Genomic DNA, 17,308 nt, shown 5'->3' with positions numbered 1-17,308 from the left:
AATTGGCCGACTTATTTTCCTTCGGCTCGCTCATGTTCGAGCAGCCACTGATAGAAATCGTCGCTCTGGTAGACGCGGGTCCAGGCGTCATGCCCCATACCCTCGTGATTGGTAAAGCGAACGTCGTTGTGCCCGAGCGCTTCGAGCCGATTCAGGCCCGGGTAGAAATCCTCAATCTTCACCACCGGATCACGCCCGGCGGCAAAGGCCCAGAGTGGTAACTGGTTGTCTGCGATCGGTGCCATCAGCTTCGGATGCCCCCAGCCGACCACTGGAGCGATGGCGGCAAAGCGCTCGGGGTGATGGCTGGCAAGATACCAGGTACCAAACCCGCCGTAGCTCAGTCCGGTCAGGTACTGACGTTGTGGATCGGTACGATACTCACGCTCCACCCGGTCCAGCATCATGATCAGGTCGTCTTCGATCCGATCCCAGCCGCCGGGCAGCACGGCCGATTGGTCCTTCATGGACTCCGTTGCCGGGACCCCGGTCATCGGCTGGGGGGTGTCGAAGGGCTCGGGTCTCGGGGGTGTGCCGCTTTCCAGACGACTCGCCATCTGCTCCGGATCGCGGTCCCGCAGATAATCAGCATGCTCATCCATACCAAACATCGGCAGTTGCGGTGAGATGATGATAAAAGGCCGATCGCGCTTCTGGACCCAGGCCTCGTAAATGGGACCGTGTGACAGGACAAAGCCCAGCTCGTCCCGGCCATTGCCCCGCTCCCCATTGCCGTGCAAGAACAGCATGACCGGCCAGTCACGCTCCGGCTCATCAGCATAGCCCGGCGGCAAATAGACAAAGAATTCACGCTCCCTGCCATCAAGTTGACTCTCATAGGCCAATCGCTCGAGAGACGGCGTCGAACGGTCGTCATGATGCATACTCTGGTGCGCACAGCCGGCCAGAACCAGCCAGAGGCTGAAAACCATCAATTGTCGAGTTTTATGCATTGAATACTCCATTACCGGAATTATCAGAGCTGCCTACTATAGGCGAGCCGCGGCGCGAAGTCTCCCCCGGGGCGGACAACGGGAAAGCCCGCCCCGGGGGGCGCTCTCGAGCCCGTTAGCTCAGCGCTCCGGGCCTTTTGTCGTGCGCTCGGGGCCGTTTGTCGTGCGCTCGGGGGCCGTTTGTCGTGCGCTCGGGGGCCGTTTGCTTTGCGTTCAAATTGGTTATAGTATTGCTCTTTTGCCATTTCAGGGGTCCGTGTCCCCCACGTCAATGGTCCTGAATGGCTCTGTACGTCCCGACTGATCCCCGCCTCAGCAAGTTGGCCGCCTGTTACTTCACACAGGCTTTTGGCGGTTTTTTCGTTTTTGTTGCTTTTACACCCTGGAGCGAGCGATGGACAAACTGATGAACACCTACGGTACCCGCACTTTGACCCTGGTCAGGGGCGAAGGCAGCCGTGTGTGGGACGATCAGGGCAACAGTTATATTGATGCCATCAGTGGCATTGCGGTCTGCGGTCTGGGTCACTCCCACCCGGCCGTGACACGCGCCCTCTGCGACCAGGCGGGCACCCTGCTGCATGTGTCCAACCTGTACAACATTCCGCCCCAGGGCCAGCTGGCCGATCGACTGTGCGAGCAGTCGGGCATGGACAAGGTGTTTTTCTCCAACTCGGGCGCCGAGGCCAACGAGGCGGCGATCAAGCTCGCGCGCAAGTACGGCCATGCCAAGGGTGTCGATAGCCCGATCATTCTGGTGATGGAAAACAGCTTTCACGGCCGCACGCTGGCCACTCTCAGTGCCACCGGCAACCGCAAGGCCCAGGAAGGCTTCGCCCCGTTGGTGGAAGGCTTTGTGCGCCTGCCCTACAACGACCCCGAGGCGGTGCGCGCCGCTGCGGCCGAGCACCGCAATATTGTCGCAGTACTGGTGGAGCCGATTCAGGGCGAGGGCGGCATCCGGGTCCCAACCACCCACTACCTGAACCAGCTGCGCGAAATCTGCGATCAGAATGACTGGCTGCTGATGCTGGATGAAATCCAGACCGGCAACGGTCGCACCGGTCGCTACTTTGCCTACCAACACAACGGCATACAGCCCGACGTGGTCACTACCGCCAAGGGCCTGGGCAATGGCGTGCCCATCGGTGCCTGCCTGGCCCGCGGCCGGGCCGCCGAGATATTCCAGCCAGGCAGCCACGGGTCCACCTTTGGCGGCAACCCGCTCGCCTGTCGCGCCGGCCTTGCCGTGATGGAAACGCTGTTCAATGAGGGACTGATCGAACGCGCCGCCCGGCTGGGCAACTGGCTGCTACAGCAGTTTGAAGAAACCCTGAAAAACGACCCCAAGGTCATCGACATCCGTGGCAAGGGCCTGATGCTGGGCATTGAGCTGGATCGACCCTGCGCCGATCTGGTGGCCCAGGCACGCACGCGCGAACTGCTCATCAACGTAACAGCGGGCAATACAGTGCGCCTGTTGCCGCCCTTTATTCTGACTGACGCGGAAGCCGAACAACTGGTGACCGGCGTCACCGAACTGATCCGCGATTTTCAATAGACCGGCCCGGAGCCGGCCCCAACCGACAACGAGTTGCCATTATGGCTGAGCAAAAACCTAGACATTTTCTGACCCTGATGGACCTGACCCCGGCCGAGCTGAACACCGTGCTCGAACGCGCCATTGAACTGAAAGCCATTCAGGCCAAAGGTCAGTCTGAAGAATTGTTCAAAAACAAGGTACTGGGGATGATTTTCGAAAAATCCTCCACCCGGACCCGCGTGTCGTTTGAAGCGGGCATGGCCCAGATGGGCGGCCACGCGCTGTTTCTGTCTCCGCGCGATACCCAGCTCGGCCGCGGAGAACCCATTGAGGACTCGGCGCGGGTGCTGTCGCGCATGGTCGATGCGGTCATGATCCGCACCTTTGAGCACTCCAACATTGAACGCTTTGCCGAATACTCCAAAGTGCCGGTGATCAATGCCCTGACCGACGATTTTCACCCCTGTCAGTTGCTGGCCGACATGCAGACCTTTCTCGAGCACCGCGGGTCGATCGCCGGCAAGACCGTGGCCTGGGTGGGTGATGGCAACAACATGTGTCAGTCCTATATCAATGCCGCACAACAATGGGACTTTGAGCTTCGCATCGCCTGCCCCGAGGGCTTTGAGCCCCGGCAGGATCTGCTCGAGGGAGCGCGCGATCGCGTCAGCCTCTTCCGCACCCCGGAAGAGGCGGTGGACGGCGCTGACCTGGTGGTCACCGATACCTGGGCCTCCATGGGCCAGGAAGACGAAAAGAAAGCGCGCGAGCAGGCATTTGCCGGCTATCAGGTCGACCGCAAGCTGATGGAGCACGCCCACGACAAGGCGCTGTTCATGCACTGCCTGCCCGCCTATCGCGGCAAGGAAATCAGCGCCGAGCTGCTCGACTCGCCCGAATCGGTCGTCTGGGAAGAGGCGGAGAACCGCCTGCACGCCCAGAAAGCGCTGGTTGAATTCCTGTTCAACAACCCGGCCTGATTTATGAATGCTCTGCTGACCGTCGATACCATCAGCTGCGGCTACGAGGGCGAGCGGGTGATCGAGGACTTGTCCTTTGCCCTGAACGAGGGGGACATCTGCTGCCTGCTCGGCCCCAGTGGCTGCGGCAAAACCACGGTGCTGCGAACCATCGCCGGTTTCATCAATCCCGAAGCGGGGGAGATTCAACTGCGGGGCCACACCATTGCCTCGGCCCGTCACGCCCTGCCGCCCGAGCAACGGCGTGTGGGCATGGTGTTTCAGGACTACGCGCTCTTCCCGCACCTGAACGTGCGCGACAATCTGACCTTCGGCCTCAAGGGTTACAGCCGCCGGGAAAAAGAGCGGGTGTGTGAAGAACTGCTCCAGCTGGTGAAGCTCGAAGACCTGGGCCACCGCTACCCCCATGAACTGTCCGGCGGTCAGCAGCAGCGCGTCGCCCTGGCCCGAGCGCTGGCCCCCGAACCGGAACTGCTGTTGATGGACGAGCCCTTCTCGAGCCTGGACGTGGAATTGCGCCGGGCCCTGGCATTGGAAGTGCGCGCCATTCTCAAGGAGCGGGGCATTACCGCCATCATGGTAACCCACGACCAGTCCGAAGCCTTTGCCATGGCCGACCGTATCGGCGTTCTGTACCAGGGTCAACTGCAACAGTGGGACACCCCGTTCAACCTCTACCACGAACCGGCCACCCGCTTTGTGGCCAATTTCATTGGCCAGGGCGTGTTTCTCGCAGGTTACCTGGTGGACAGACACACGGTGCGCACCGAGCTGGGTGATATTGTCGGCAACCGCTGCTACGAGTGGGTGGAAAACACCCCGGTGGAATTTTTACTGCGCCCGGATGACGTCATCCACGATGACAGCAGCGATAAAAAAGCCGAAGTGGTGGCCAAGATTTTTGCCGGCACCGCCACGCTCTACACCCTGCAACTGCCCACGGGCAGCCGCGTGCAATCGGCCTTTCCCAGCCACCACGACTACGCCATCGGTGACCAGGTGGGCATCCGCATCGAAGCCGATCACCTGATCGTATTCCGGCGCGAGGAGCAGACAGTCGGCAGCGCCAACTTTGCCCTGGAAGCGGCCAGCTCCGAGAGCTCCAGCAACGCGCTGTAATCCCTAGGAACCGAGTTGGGAAAGCAACCGCGCATAGCTAGGCGGGTAAATAGAACTCACCGATGATCGTGGTCACGGCCTGTCCCAAGAGCGTCACCCGCTCACCCTTGAGCTCGCAGTCGACATCGCCCCCGCGTCTGGAAAGCTGCCGGGCGTTGAGCTTGCTTTTATCAAGCTGCTTACCCCAGTAAGGGGCCAGCGCGCAGTGAGCTGAGCCGGTGACCGGATCCTCAGGAATACCGCCTTTGGGACAGAAAAAGCGGCTGACAAAATCCTTGTGATTCCCACGGGCGGTAACCATCACTCCCCGGCGATCCAGCTTGCCCAGCTCCGTCAGATCCGGCTGCAACTCCCGCACCTGTGCTTCGTTTTCCAGCACCACCAGATAATCCATTCCCGCTTCCACAGTGACGGGTGCGACGCCCAGTCCTTTCAGCAACGGCTCAGGCACTTCGCAGCGCTCCGTTGCCACGGCCGGAAAATCCATGGCCAACTGTTGACCCCGCCGTTCGACATACAGATCGCCACTGCGGGTACCAAAGCGGATCACCGCGTGTTCATACCCCCGATGCTCAAACAGCACATGAGCCGAGGCCAGCGTGGCGTGCCCACACAGATCGACCTCGCGCACGGGGGTAAACCAGCGCAGTTGAAAACCGTCGCCCTCGGGAACAAAAAAGGCGGTCTCGGCGAGGTTGTTTTCGGCTGCAATAGACTGCATGAGGGCCTCGTCCAGCCACTCGGTCAGGGGGACGACCGCGGCGGGGTTGCCTTCGAAGGGCCGTGAGGCGAAGGCGTCGATCTGGTATTGTTCAAGAATCATCGGGTAGTCCTTTGGTGTTCACTGCGAGCACAATGTTAAGGGTCACGTTGGCCGATAGCTAAAGAATTTTTCGGCTCTAGCAGTTGATTTACGACCGGCCCGCTCAGGGGTAGGGTCTTCCCGGACACGGCGTGAACCCATCCCTGGGGCCTCTCCACCAACATTATCGCCATGGATGGCGTGTATGCTGGCAATGCAGGAGCAATTGCCAGTCCTGTCGGTGACGGTCCGGGAAGACCCTACCCCAGATCGGTCCTACGAGCGCTGTAGATACAATCTCTCCAGAAATATTTTGGTGACTGCCCCCCTATTTGTCAGGTGCGCTGTCGCTCCGAAACGTCGGACCGACCAGACCTACGGGCTCGCTCGGTGGGTTCTACGGAGTGCAGAGGGTCGATCCGCCCTACGAATACCACGGCAGGTTCCGTAGGGCGGATAAGTCTAAGACGCATCCGCCGTAAACCAAGGTGCTAGTTCCCGAAACGATACGCTGGCACCGCGGAGGCTGGGTATACTGGTGTGAGACCGTCACCCGCCTGGACGGCGGGTGGTCGAGCCTACAGGGATGTATTCACGGCGTGTCTCACACCAGTATACCCAGCCGCAGCACTCCGTCCGAAGTCGCTTAACCACAAAAAATGGATTACACAACCTTGATTTTTTCTTCCTCGATCTTGGCTTTCCAGATCTTCGGGCCGGTCTGGTGGACGGACTCGCCCTGACTGTCGACCGCGACAGTGACCGGCATATCCTGAACCTCAAACTCGTAAATGGCCTCCATCCCCAACTCCGGGAAACCCAGCACCTTGGAAGACTTGATCGCCTGGGAAACCAGATAGGCCGCACCGCCCACCGCCATCAGATACACCGACTGATTATCCCGGATCGCCTCGATCGCCGCGGGGCCGCGCTCGGCCTTGCCGATCATACCCAGCAGACCGGTCTTCTCCAGCATCGTGCGGGTAAACTTGTCCATGCGAGTGGCGGTCGTGGGACCGGCCGGCCCCACCACTTCATCGCGCACCGGATCGACCGGCCCCACGTAATAAATGAACCGGCCGGTCAAATCCACCGGCAATTCCTCGCCTGCCGCGATCAGATCCACCATCTTCTTGTGGGCGGCGTCGCGGCCGGTGAGCATTTTGCCCGAGAGCAGGAGCGTATCGCCCGGTTGCCAGGCATTGACGTCTTCGCGGGTTACCGTATCCAGATTCACCCGGCGCACGCTGTCGCCCATGTCCCAGGCGATTTCCGGCCAGTCATCCAGATTGGGCGGCGTCTGCAGCGCCGGGCCTTCGCCGGTCAGCGTAAAGTGGGCATGACGGGTGGCGGCGCAGTTCGGAATAATAGCCACAGCCTTGTTGGCGGCGTGAGTGGGAAAATCCTTGACCTTCACATCCAGCACAGTCGTCAGACCACCCAGGCCCTGGGCTCCGATACCGAGCCGATTGACCTTGTCGTACAGCTCCAGGCGCAGCTCCTCGCTGCGATTCTGCGCCCCACGGGCCTGCAGATCCTGAATGTCCACCGGGTCGAGCAGTGACTCCTTGGCAATCTGCATGGCCTTCTCGGCCGTGCCGCCGATGCCAATGCCGAGCATGCCCGGCGGACACCAGCCGGCGCCCATTTTGGGCACCATGTCCAGCACCCACTCCACCACTGAATCGGACGGGTTGAGCATGGCAAATTTGGTTTTGGCCTCGCTGCCGCCACCTTTGGCCGCCACGTGCACATCCACGGTGTTTCCGGGAACAATATCGTAATGAATCACAGCGGGAGTGTTGTCGCCGGTATTTTTTCGGGCCCCGTCCGGGTCATCCAGAATGGAGGCACGGAGCACATTGTCCGGATGATTGTAAGCTCGGCGGACGCCTTCGTTGACCATCTCGGTCAGGCCCATTTCCGCGTCCCATTGCACCTCCATGCCCACCGTGACAAAGACCGTCACAATACCGGTGTCCTGACAGATGGGGCGGTGCCCCGTGGCGCACATCCGGGAATTGATCAGAATCTGCGCCATGGCATCCCTGGCGGCCGGGTTGGCTTCGCGCTCGTAGGCCTGGTGCACGGCCTGGATGAAATCCACGGGATGATAGTAGGAAATAAATTGCAGGGCGTCGGCGACGCTATCAATCAGATCGTTCTGGCGAATCACGGTGGTCATAGGGCTCTCTCTACAGCTCGTCAGGTGCCGGAAATTTTACACGAAGCGAGGGTTGTTTGCTCTAGCGCGAAAAAACCGCGCAGGCAAAGCGCGAAACCGGTTGCTTTTGGTCGGCGGTGAGCTAAACTCGGGGTATGATCACTTGGAGTTTGTGAATCATGCTTGAGATCGCAGTGCCGCTCAGGCACTCAACAGGCAGGAAATCTCAGGACGCTGAATCCCCCATTCGGCGCAGGCGCCCTCCCCTCCCCCGAACATCAGTCAATCGCCAAACCCTTCGCCCGACTCACGCACTGGAGCGTCATGCCCATGGCCACTGCCATTGAACCCTGTCCTTTCTGTCGCAGCCATCATCTGCACTTGACGCACAGCGGACTGACCTACTGTGTGGTCTGTGAGCACTGCAAATCCATGGGGCCGCACTGGGAGAGTCTAGAGGAGGCCATCGAACGGTGGAATCAAACCTCGCGCGCGCAGTCACGCTCGGGCGGAGTCCCGAGTGAGCGCTCGCCCCAGCCCGCCCAGCGGATCCAGCACTTTGCGGGCTAGCCGAGACCGGGGCGGACGAGGAATCAGGGGCTCGAGGAGAGCCGGTCTTTTATTTCCAGTAATTCGCGATTGATACTGCGGCGGTAAGAGTCAATGGCTTCTATCGCCTCTTCATTGGTACCGACACGCCCGGCCAGGCCGTCGAGCTCGGACACCTGCCGCTCGAGCTGGTCGACATCTTCCACCAGGTTCTGCAGCCGTTGTTGATGCTCGGCCAGCGAGCCGGTCTGCTCCTGTACTTCCTTCATCGCGGCGTCGAGCTCACCCACTCTGGAGTCGATATCCGATAAGGACGACTGCAGGCTGTCGACCCCTTCACCGGCCGTCTCCGCCGTCTGCTTGACCTGGCTCACACTCTGCTGGAGCGATTCGACGCGCTCTTTGTTCTGGGCAATATTCTTGCGGTTGGTATCGTAAGAAACGCCCCAGAGCTTGCGGATTTCCGAGTCCGCCCACTCGAGCTTGTCCTGAATTTCATCAACGTACTCACTCGACTGATCCGAGGTGATGTCCAGACGTTGCTCCAGCCCCTTAATCCGGTTATTGGCCTGCACCAGGTTTTCTTCCGCCCCGATCCACTTCCAGGCCAGAAAGCCGCTACCGCCGAGGCCAGCCAGCGCCAGAATCAGGGCGGCGATGGCCAGCCCCTGGCCTCCGGAGCCACCACTGTCACTGGGCGGGCGCCCGGAAGGGGGCGTGGTTGGAGGCTCCGACCGACGCGGACCTTTGGGGCCCGGCGTGTTACTGCGCGGTTGGCGTGCGGCGACTTCGTCTTTTTCGGGCTTGATGGTGCCCGACAGGGTCGGTTCTTTGCGGTCCATAGAAACACCTGAATCACTACATTTCGTGGCTGCGTTTATAGCAGGTCTGAGTCTGAAAAAGAAGGGAGCAGGTCCAATGTCGGGCAATTCATCACCGGAGGATCCGGTGCCCTCGCGACCTGCAAGGTCAATTCCAACAAAAAACCCCCGCAGGAACTGCTTCCCTGCGGGGGTTTTCGGTCGGACGAGGCCTTCTTACTTGCCGAAGTTCTCGTTGACGAAGTCCCAGTTGACCAGTTTCCAGAAAGCTTCCAGATACTTGGGACGGGCGTTGCGATAGTCGATGTAGTAGGCGTGTTCCCACACATCCACGGTCAGCAAGGTCGTCACGCTCTCGTCGGTCAGTGTCGTTTCAGCATTGCTGGTGTTGACAATGGCGACTGAGCCGTCGGACTTCTTGACCAACCAGGTCCAGCCAGAACCGAAGTTGGCGGCGGCCTGCGCGGAAAAGTCCTCTTTGAACTTTTCAAACGAGCCAAAAGCCTTGTTGATGGCGTCGGCCACGGGACCCGTGGCTTCGCCACCACCGTTAGGGCTCAGGCAGTGCCAGTAGAAGGTGTGGTTCCAGACCTGGGCCGAGTTGTTGAACAGAGGGCCTTTGGGTGCGGTCTTGATGATCTCTTCCAGGCTCTTGTCCGCTTCGGGCTTGCCTTCGATGGCCGCATTCAGCTTGTCAACATAGGTCTGGTGGTGCTTGCCGTAGTGATATTCCAGGGTTTCCTGGGAAATGTGCGGCTCTAGCGCGTCTTTTGCGTAAGGCAGTTGGGGTAATTCGAAAGCCATAATCAGTTCTCCTGAACACGGTTTAAAATGGCGGTGGCAGAGTGTCGAACCCACTGAAGTGCCACCAATAAAGGCACATATTGCGTCTCGGGTCGGTTCTTCGGCCCGTGAAAGCTGTGCACTGCGTCAGTTGCGGGCGCTATGCCCTCTGACTGTAGGAGTTTTGGAAAGAACATTAAGAGCAAAGAGTATAGCACCTTAATGACAAAAGGGCGGGCCGACCGGCCCGCCCTCTCAGGCTGTAGCGCGACTTACATCATGCCGCCCATACCGCCCATGCCACCCATGCCGCCCATATCCGGGGCGCCACCGGCTTTGTCATCTTCCGGCTCATCGGCGATCATCGCTTCGGTGGTGATCATCAGACCGGCCACGGAACCGGCGGCCTGCAGGGCCGTGCGGGTGACCTTGGCCGGATCCAGAATACCCATCTCAAGCATGTCGCCAAATTCGCCTGTCGCGGCGTTGTAACCGAAGCTGCCTTCGCCATTGCGAACACGTTCGGCCACAACTGAAGGCTCACCGCCAGAGTTGTACACGATCTGACGCAGCGGGGCTTCCATGGCACGACGGGCAATCGAGATGCCGGCGTCCTGCTCTTCGTTACTGCCCTTGAGGCTGGCAATGGCGGCCACAACACGTACGAGGGCAACACCGCCACCGGCCACTACACCTTCCTCAACGGCGGCGCGGGTGGCGTGCAAAGCGTCTTCCACTCGAGCCTTCTTCTCTTTCATTTCCATTTCGGAGCCGGCACCGACCTTGATCACGGCAACACCGCCGGCCAGCTTGGCCACGCGCTCTTGCAGTTTTTCACGATCGTAATCGGAGCTGGTGTCTTCCATCTGGGTGCGAATCTGGCCCACACGCGCTTCGATGTCGGCGTTGTTGCCAGCGCCATCGACAATCACGGTATTCTCTTTGGACATGGTGACGCGCTTGGCGCGGCCCAGGTGTTCCAGAGTCACGTTTTCCAGATCCAGACCGACTTCTTCAGAGATCACGGTACCACCAGTCAGGATAGCGATATCCTGCAGCATGGCCTTGCGACGGTCGCCAAAGCCCGGTGCTTTACAGGCGGCCACTTTCACAATACCGCGCATGTTGTTGACCACCAGAGTCGCCAGGGCTTCGCCTTCAACGTCCTCGGCCACAATCACCAACGGCTTGTTGGACTTGGCCACGGCTTCCAGGGTGGGCAGCAGCTCGCGGATGTTGGAGATTTTCTTGTCGACCAACAAGATGAAGGGGTCGTCCTGCTCGACGCTCATGTTGTCCTGGTTGGTGATGAAGTAGGGAGACAGGTAGCCGCGGTCAAACTGCATGCCTTCAACCACATCCAGCTCGTTTTCCAGGCTGGAGCCTTCTTCCACGGTGATCACACCTTCTTTGCCGACCTTCTCCATGGCGCTGGCGATCAGCTCGCCCACGTCGGAATCGGAGTTGGCGGAAATGGTGCCGACCTGGGAGATGGCCTTGCTGTCTTCACAGGGAGTGGACAGCTTGCGGATTTCTTCCACCGCCGCGATCACGGCCTTGTCGATGCCACGCTTGAGCTCCATGGGGCTCATGCCGGCGGCGACGGACTTCAGGCCTTCAGTCACGATGGACTGGGCCAGCACGGTCGCGGTGGTGGTGCCGTCGCCGGCATCGTCAGAAGCGCGCGAGGCGACTTCTTTCACCATCTGGGCGCCCATGTTTTCAAACTTGTCTTTCAGGGTGATTTCCTTGGCTACGGACACACCGTCTTTGGTGACGGTGGGGGCGCCAAAGGACTTTTCGATCACCACGTTGCGACCGCGGGGGCCCAAGGTTGCCTTGACGGCGTCTGCCAGTACGTTGACGCCTTTGAGCATGCGCTGACGAGCGCTATCGCCAAATTTGATTTCTTTAGCCATGGTACTTTCCTTCCAATATTTCGTGTTCAGAATTTACAGTTGAAACCTGCGTGTGCCGGGCAATTTACGCCAGCACCGCCTTGATATCGCTCTCGCTCAGGATCACCAGCTCTTCACCGTCGATCTCGATGGTGTCGCTACCGGCATACTTGCCGAAGACCACAACGTCACCCACTTTCACGTCAATCGGGCGAGTTTCGCCATTATCCAGAACGCGGCCATTGCCCACGGCGATCACTTCACCCTGGTTGGGCTTCTCTTTGGCAGAACCGGGCAGCACGATGCCTCCGGCGGTTTTCTCTTCTTCTTCCTTGCGGCGAATCACTACGCGATCGTGTAAAGGACGAATTTTCATGGACTTGTATCTCCAACTTACGTGTTAAACACTGAAATGAACCGGGTGGCCCCGGAGTGAAATCGATCGGCGGCCGAGGCCACCGGGGCCCGAATGGCAATACCAGCCGGGCACAAAACTCATGTGTCTGGTTAATTGGGATTGTCGGAGGGGATTTCAACGGGGGGAGGCGATTTTTTTTGCGGTTTACCCCGAGACGGACCCGTCTCGGGGTGGTGGCTGGAAGAGCGGGAAGCGCTAGCGCTCGGGATCATCCTCCCGGCGGTAGTCGCCCTCCAGCGTCCGGCCGGATGACGGACCCGTTGGACCGCCCGGGCCGGGCCCCCGCCGGATCTGCATGCCCCGAAGCCAGGGGGCCAGCAGGTAGCGCCGTACCGGCGGAATCAGACCGATGAAGCCGATCAGGTCTGTCGCGAACCCGGGAATCAGGAGACAGACCCCACAGAGTGCCAGCACGAGGCCTTCGGCCATTTCCATGGCGGGCAGCTCGCCCGACGCCATGCGACTCTGCGCCCGGATCAGCGTCGTCAGGCCCTGCAGGCGGATCAACAGCACACCGATCACAGCTGTCAGTAAAATCAGGCCAATGGTGCTGGGGGCGCCGATTTCCCGGCCGATTTCAATCATCAGCCAGATTTCCACCAGGGGGATCACGATAAACAACAGAAGCAGAACACGCATAACAAGAGTCCGGTTGGTGCGGCCTGGAGCGTCATCCCGGCCATTACATATTACTGATAGCTTACCATTCGAAGCTCAGACCGACCACCAGGCGCACATCCTCGCGCTCGGTATCCTGCTGGGGGTCGTTGTCCACTTGGTAATCGAGTTTGATCTCGGACTGGAGTTGCCCCACGATCAGGGTACTGAAGCCGGTAGTGGTAGTCAGTTGCCAGTCGCTGTCCTCTTCAAAAGAGCGGACAAACTCGTTGCGATGGAACATGGACACGCCCAGCGGCAGTTTGAAGCGGAAATCGGTCCCCATCCGCCAGGCGATACGACTTTCCTCGCGCAAAAAGTCGGGGCCCGGGTCCGCCGGCACCTCGTATTTGTCGGCCACATACACCACCCCACCGGTGAGCGCCAGCGCGGTGAGCGGGTTTTCCCAGAACTGGTAGCCGGTACCGGCACCGAAGTTGTAGTACCGGTCCCTCGCCCGGGTCTCGTCCTTCCCGTACCGGAAATCGCTGCTCAGGAACCAGCGCTCGCGAAAAAACCAGTCGAGCGAGTAGCGTCCACCCCACTGCATGTCGGGCTCGGACTTGCTTCTGGAATAACTGGCGTATTCGAGCGTGCCCACATGCCGCCAGTCCACCATTCGATATTCGGTGTGTGTCCGAAATTTCCAGTCGTCCCGGACTTCGTTACCCCGCGCGTAGGTGCCCGACAAGTTGATCTGGCCGGTCCAGGTGGCACTGTCGCCTTGCAGCAGCTCCGCATAGGGAATGATCATGGCCAGAGAGACCAGCGGCACCCGCCGCGGCTCGGGATCGTCACCGCAGGAGTAGACCAGATGCTCCTCATCCATCCCCTCGACCAGACAGGGTTCGCCCACCCCGTTGATTTTCAGGGGGACGGAGGTGCGAAGATCCAGTATCTCGGTTTTCTCAATGGTGAGGGTGCCGAGCTTGTCAGATTCCCACCTGACGTGATCTTCACTGGCGCGAATGAACTCCCCGGCGATGCGATCCCCGTTTTTCAATTGAACCACTTCCGCCCCCACTGGCAGTGCCAGAAGCGTCAGAAGCAGGGGGAGACCATATCGAAGCGGCAGCATAGGTACGAGTAGTGTTCTCTGGAAGGACTGGGCCTTCACGTAACGGCGCGAATCCCGGTTGGGGTATTTGGGGCATCCGGTCCGGGACAGGCAGTAGTTGGGGCGCACCTTACCACAATCAAGCGCGCGATTTATAGCGACCGGAGCCGATTCTGAAGCATCAACCATGCCACCAGAACAATCGCGGGAACGCCCAGGATCGCTACGTATATAAAGAACCAGCCGTACCCGGCCGACTCCACCACCAACCCACCGAAACCGCCAATCACCTTACCCGGCAGCGTCATCAACGAGCTGAACAGGGCGTATTGCGTGGCAGTGTAGGCGGTGTTGGTCAGGCTCGAGAGCCAGGCAATCAGCACGGCCATGGCCATGCCACCACACAGATTGTCGGCACTGATAGTGATCACCAGCATCCAGAGCTCGGGGCCGACTGTCGCCATCAACGCGAACAGCAAGTTTGTGGCCGCCACCAGAGTCGCGCCAGCGAGGAGAACCGGACGCAATCCGTAACGGGGGACAAGAAGCCCGCCACCGATGCCCCCCAAGATCGTCATGGCAAACCCCCAGAGGCCGGACACGTTGCCAATCTGGCTGGTGGTGAACCCCAGGTCCAGATAAAAGGGGTTGGCCATACTGCCCATACTGATGTCGCTGATCCGGTAGCACCCCACGATCAGCAGCAGAAGCAGAGATTGGCGTCCGTAGCGATAGAAAAAATCGGCAAAGGGGCAGACAACCGCCCCGATCAACCAGGCCACCGCGTGGCGTGCCCACTCCGGCCAGTGGCCGCTGCGCTCGAGAAAATCCTGGGCCCTCTGTTCGAGGAAGACCGCATCAGAGCGCCTCTTCACCGCCGGTTCGGGCGAGAGCAGTACGGTCACCACTCCCACACCGACCAGGCAGGCCATGGTCAGGTACACCGTAGGCCAACTCTGGAAGCTTGCCAGATTCAGGGCGCCGGCACCGGCGACCAGCAACGCTATGCGATAACCGAAGACATAGGTTGCGGACATGGCCGCCTGACGCTCCACATCCACCGCTTCGATGCGCCAGGCATCCACGGAGACATCCTGAGTGGCCGAGCCGAACGCTACCAGAAGCGCAAACAGTGCCAGCTTTTCCAGTTCGGTGGCCGGATCCGTCATCGCCATGCCGATCAGACCACCGGCGATCATGCATTGGGCCAGCAGAATCCAGCTGCGGCGATGACCCAGCCAACGTCCAAGCACAGGCAGCGTCAACCGGTCCACCAGCGGCGACCAGAACACTTTGATGGAGTAAGTGATCCCGATCCAGCTGAAAAAGCCGATACTGGCCCGACTGACTCCCGCCTCGGTCAACCAGGCTGAGAGGGTACTGAATACCAGGAGGAAAGGCAGGCCGGCCGAAAAACCCAGAAACAGCATGGAAGCCACCCTGGGGTTGGCATAGACGCTCAGGGATTCGCGCCAGGTAAGCCGCTGTTCGGGCGTTCCGGGTTCAGACATAAAGCACACGAGGCCCGCTCGAGCCGATCGGGAAAAGAGTATTGGACACGGGGATCAGTCCCGGAAGTTGTTGAATTGCAGGGGCATATCGATGCCCTCGGCGCTACGTAACAAGGCCATCGCCTGCTGCAGATCGTCGCGCTTTTTCCCGGTCACCCGCAGTTGATCGCCCTGAATCTGGGCCTGAACCTTGAGCTTGGACTCCTTGATGATTTTCACCATCTTCTTGCACATGTCGGTTTCGAGCCCGGTGCGGACCACGATATCCTGCTTGACCTGTTTGCCCGCGGTGGTGGGTTCCTTGACCTCCAGGCAGGCGATGTCGATGTCATTCTTGACCAGCGCGCTCTGCAGAATATCCAGCATCTGCTGGAGCTGAAAATCCACTTCGGCGGTCATGGTGACCACGAAATCCTTGCGTTCGAAACTGGCATCGACGCCCTTGAAGTCATAGCGGTTGCCGATCAGGCGATTGGCCTGGTCAACCGCATTGGTCAAAGTGTGCTTATCTACTTCAGACACCACGTCAAAAGACGGCATAGCAGAAACCTCTGTCACAGTTGTCGCCTGCGGACAGGCATAGAATCAGATGAAAAGTCTGGAGAACGATCAGGCCAGCAACGTCACCAGCGCCAGGAAGCACACCCAGATCAGCAGTGAGCGGGAAAACAGCGGCTGACTGGCGCTGATGCTGTCGAGCGTCACCGACTCCTCGCCGCAGACTTCATCCGGCAACCCCAGGGCCCCCAGAGCGTGATCGTACAGCACCGCCGACGTGCGTTTCTCCACATCCAGCGAGTCTCGCTGACAGCGGAAAAAGCAGGTATCGAAGTTCCCGGCCATGGCCCAGGTCAGGCCCATCAGACGCACCACCGGCCATTCCAGCAACCAGACCCAGCGGTCAACCAGTGCGGAGGGCTCGCGCTGCCGGTACAGAAGGCTCAAACGATAGAGCAGCGCACCGGCGGGCCCAAGAATGAAAAACCAGAAAATGACGGCAAACATCCGCTCAAACCCGCGGTAGGCAATGGCTCTGAGGGCCTGACGATGAAGCGTGGGCCAGTCCTCGGGATCGCGGTCTTCGACCTCCTTGCCCTGCAGCTGCGCCAGGTGAAGGGCGGCGCTCACCGAGTCCTTGCGGTAGCTGGCTTCAATGTAGTTGCGTACCTGCTCGGTAAAGTCGCCCCGGCCAAGGCTGTAAAGCAGCACCGGCACGGCTATCAGAAACACCCAGATGGGGGTCAGAGACGTCGCCACCCACCAGGTCACAAGCCACAACGCCAGCACCGGCACGAGCACGGCCAGCAACAGGCGGCCGGCGGGCCAGGTCAACGCCGGCCGGCTATCCAGCCAGTCGGCATAGGAGAAAAACCAGCCATCGCGCTGTAGCGGAGCGCCTGAGCCCCACCATTGAATCAGAGCCAGTACCAGCAACAAACTGAGAAACGTCATAGGGGGCGGTCCACTCCCAGCAGTGATCGATAGTGGGCCCAGTCAAAGGCGGGGCCCGGGTCGGTTTTGCGACCGGGGGCGATGTCCGAGTGTCCGACAATCCGCCCCGGTGTCAATTCCGGATAGCGAGATAATAACAGACCTGTGACCGCCGCTAAACGCTCATATTGAGCCGGGGTATAGGGGATATGATCGGAGCCCTCCAGCTCGATGCCGATGCTGAAGTCATTGCACTCGGACCGTCCCTGGAATTCGGAGGCACCGGCGTGCCAGGCGCGCCGGTCCAGAGCGACAAACTGGACCAGCTCCCCCTCGCGGTCAATCAGCAGGTGCGCCGACACCCGCAGACCGGCAATCGTCTCGAAATAGGGGTGATCCTGGGCCGGAAGCTGGTTGCAGAAGAAGGATTCGATATAACCGGTGCCGTACTGCTCCGGCGGCAGACTGATGTTGTGAATCACCAGCAGGCTGATCCGGACGTCTTCGGGCCGCTCATTATGATTGGGAGATGGGCATTGACGGGCCGAGGCCAGCCAGCCATCGCATATGGGTTGGGTCACAGACTCCCCTCCGACACAATAATGGAGGGGATGATACAGAG

General features: G+C 60.0%; 17 protein-coding genes. 4 read left to right on the top strand and 13 right to left on the bottom strand.

What is annotated here, in order from left to right:
- Positions 1-11 precede the first annotated feature (11 nt).
- Positions 12-953, bottom strand: coding sequence for a carboxylesterase family protein (locus AAE484_RS07660; protein ID WP_341937774.1), 942 nt, complete (start codon positions 951-953; stop codon positions 12-14).
- A gap of 394 nt (positions 954-1,347) precedes the next feature.
- Between AAE484_RS07660 and AAE484_RS07655 the strand changes: the two genes are divergently transcribed.
- From AAE484_RS07655 to AAE484_RS07645, 3 genes are read left to right on the top strand one after another with little or no spacing between them, the layout of a single operon-like run.
- Complete coding sequence (locus AAE484_RS07655) at positions 1,348-2,514, top strand: acetylornithine transaminase (RefSeq protein ID WP_341937773.1); 1,167 nt, start codon at positions 1,348-1,350, stop codon at positions 2,512-2,514.
- A gap of 41 nt (positions 2,515-2,555) precedes the next feature.
- Positions 2,556-3,476, top strand: a complete 921-nt coding sequence (gene argF, locus AAE484_RS07650; protein ID WP_341937772.1) for an ornithine carbamoyltransferase — start codon at positions 2,556-2,558, stop codon at positions 3,474-3,476.
- Positions 3,477-3,479: 3 nt separating this feature from the next.
- Positions 3,480-4,595 (top strand): ABC transporter ATP-binding protein, encoded by a 1,116-nt coding sequence (locus tag AAE484_RS07645; RefSeq protein WP_341937771.1) that lies wholly within the window; start codon positions 3,480-3,482, stop codon positions 4,593-4,595.
- A 37-nt stretch (positions 4,596-4,632) separates the two neighbouring features.
- Here AAE484_RS07645 and AAE484_RS07640 read toward each other — a convergent pair whose 3' ends face one another.
- Both AAE484_RS07640 and AAE484_RS07635 read right to left on the bottom strand, forming a co-directional pair.
- Positions 4,633-5,418, bottom strand: coding sequence for a PhzF family phenazine biosynthesis protein (locus AAE484_RS07640; RefSeq protein WP_341937770.1), 786 nt, complete (start codon positions 5,416-5,418; stop codon positions 4,633-4,635).
- A gap of 643 nt (positions 5,419-6,061) precedes the next feature.
- Positions 6,062-7,582 (bottom strand): fumarate hydratase, encoded by a 1,521-nt coding sequence (locus AAE484_RS07635; RefSeq protein ID WP_341937769.1) that lies wholly within the window; start codon positions 7,580-7,582, stop codon positions 6,062-6,064.
- Positions 7,583-7,891: 309 nt separating this feature from the next.
- Between AAE484_RS07635 and AAE484_RS07630 the strand changes: the two genes are divergently transcribed.
- The gene (locus AAE484_RS07630; RefSeq protein WP_341937768.1) at positions 7,892-8,131 is read left to right on the top strand and encodes a Lar family restriction alleviation protein; all 240 of its coding nucleotides are present in this window, start codon (positions 7,892-7,894) and stop codon (positions 8,129-8,131) included.
- A 23-nt stretch (positions 8,132-8,154) separates the two neighbouring features.
- On the opposite strand, the gene AAE484_RS07625 is transcribed toward AAE484_RS07630, so the two are convergent.
- From AAE484_RS07625 to ampD, 10 genes are all read right to left on the bottom strand, one after another.
- Positions 8,155-8,952 carry a hypothetical protein gene (locus tag AAE484_RS07625; RefSeq protein ID WP_341937767.1) on the bottom strand — a complete coding sequence of 266 codons (798 nt, stop codon included), beginning with the start codon at positions 8,950-8,952 and terminating at the stop codon, positions 8,155-8,157.
- A 195-nt stretch (positions 8,953-9,147) separates the two neighbouring features.
- Entirely contained in the window at positions 9,148-9,735 is a 588-nt protein-coding gene (locus AAE484_RS07620) for a superoxide dismutase (protein WP_341937766.1), read from the bottom strand.
- 251 nt (positions 9,736-9,986) lie between these two features.
- On the bottom strand, positions 9,987-11,633 hold the full coding sequence (gene groL, locus AAE484_RS07615; RefSeq protein ID WP_341937765.1) for a chaperonin GroEL: 1,647 nt from the start codon (positions 11,631-11,633) through the stop codon (positions 9,987-9,989).
- A gap of 64 nt (positions 11,634-11,697) precedes the next feature.
- On the bottom strand, positions 11,698-11,988 hold the full coding sequence (gene groES, locus AAE484_RS07610; protein ID WP_341937764.1) for a co-chaperone GroES: 291 nt from the start codon (positions 11,986-11,988) through the stop codon (positions 11,698-11,700).
- A 237-nt stretch (positions 11,989-12,225) separates the two neighbouring features.
- Positions 12,226-12,669, bottom strand: a complete 444-nt coding sequence (locus AAE484_RS07605) for an FxsA family protein (protein ID WP_341937763.1) — start codon at positions 12,667-12,669, stop codon at positions 12,226-12,228.
- 61 nt (positions 12,670-12,730) lie between these two features.
- Positions 12,731-13,765, bottom strand: a complete 1,035-nt coding sequence (locus tag AAE484_RS07600; RefSeq protein ID WP_341937762.1) for a DUF481 domain-containing protein — start codon at positions 13,763-13,765, stop codon at positions 12,731-12,733.
- Positions 13,766-13,896: 131 nt separating this feature from the next.
- Complete coding sequence (locus AAE484_RS07595) at positions 13,897-15,255, bottom strand: AmpG family muropeptide MFS transporter (RefSeq protein ID WP_341937761.1); 1,359 nt, start codon at positions 15,253-15,255, stop codon at positions 13,897-13,899.
- Positions 15,256-15,309: 54 nt separating this feature from the next.
- Positions 15,310-15,795, bottom strand: coding sequence for a YajQ family cyclic di-GMP-binding protein (locus tag AAE484_RS07590; protein WP_341937760.1), 486 nt, complete (start codon positions 15,793-15,795; stop codon positions 15,310-15,312).
- A gap of 69 nt (positions 15,796-15,864) precedes the next feature.
- Positions 15,865-16,707 carry a regulatory signaling modulator protein AmpE gene (gene ampE / locus AAE484_RS07585; protein WP_341937759.1) on the bottom strand — a complete coding sequence of 281 codons (843 nt, stop codon included), beginning with the start codon at positions 16,705-16,707 and terminating at the stop codon, positions 15,865-15,867.
- Entirely contained in the window at positions 16,704-17,267 is a 564-nt protein-coding gene (gene ampD / locus AAE484_RS07580; RefSeq protein WP_341937758.1) for a 1,6-anhydro-N-acetylmuramyl-L-alanine amidase AmpD, read from the bottom strand. The genes ampE and ampD overlap by 4 nt, the downstream gene beginning before the upstream one ends.
- Positions 17,268-17,308 lie beyond the last annotated feature (41 nt).

The organism is Marinimicrobium sp. C2-29 (assembly GCF_038419845.1).
GTDB lineage: Bacteria > Pseudomonadota > Gammaproteobacteria > Pseudomonadales > Cellvibrionaceae > Marinimicrobium.
Note: the sequence above shows the minus strand (reverse complement) of the source record. Positions and strands in the feature narration are given on the sequence as shown.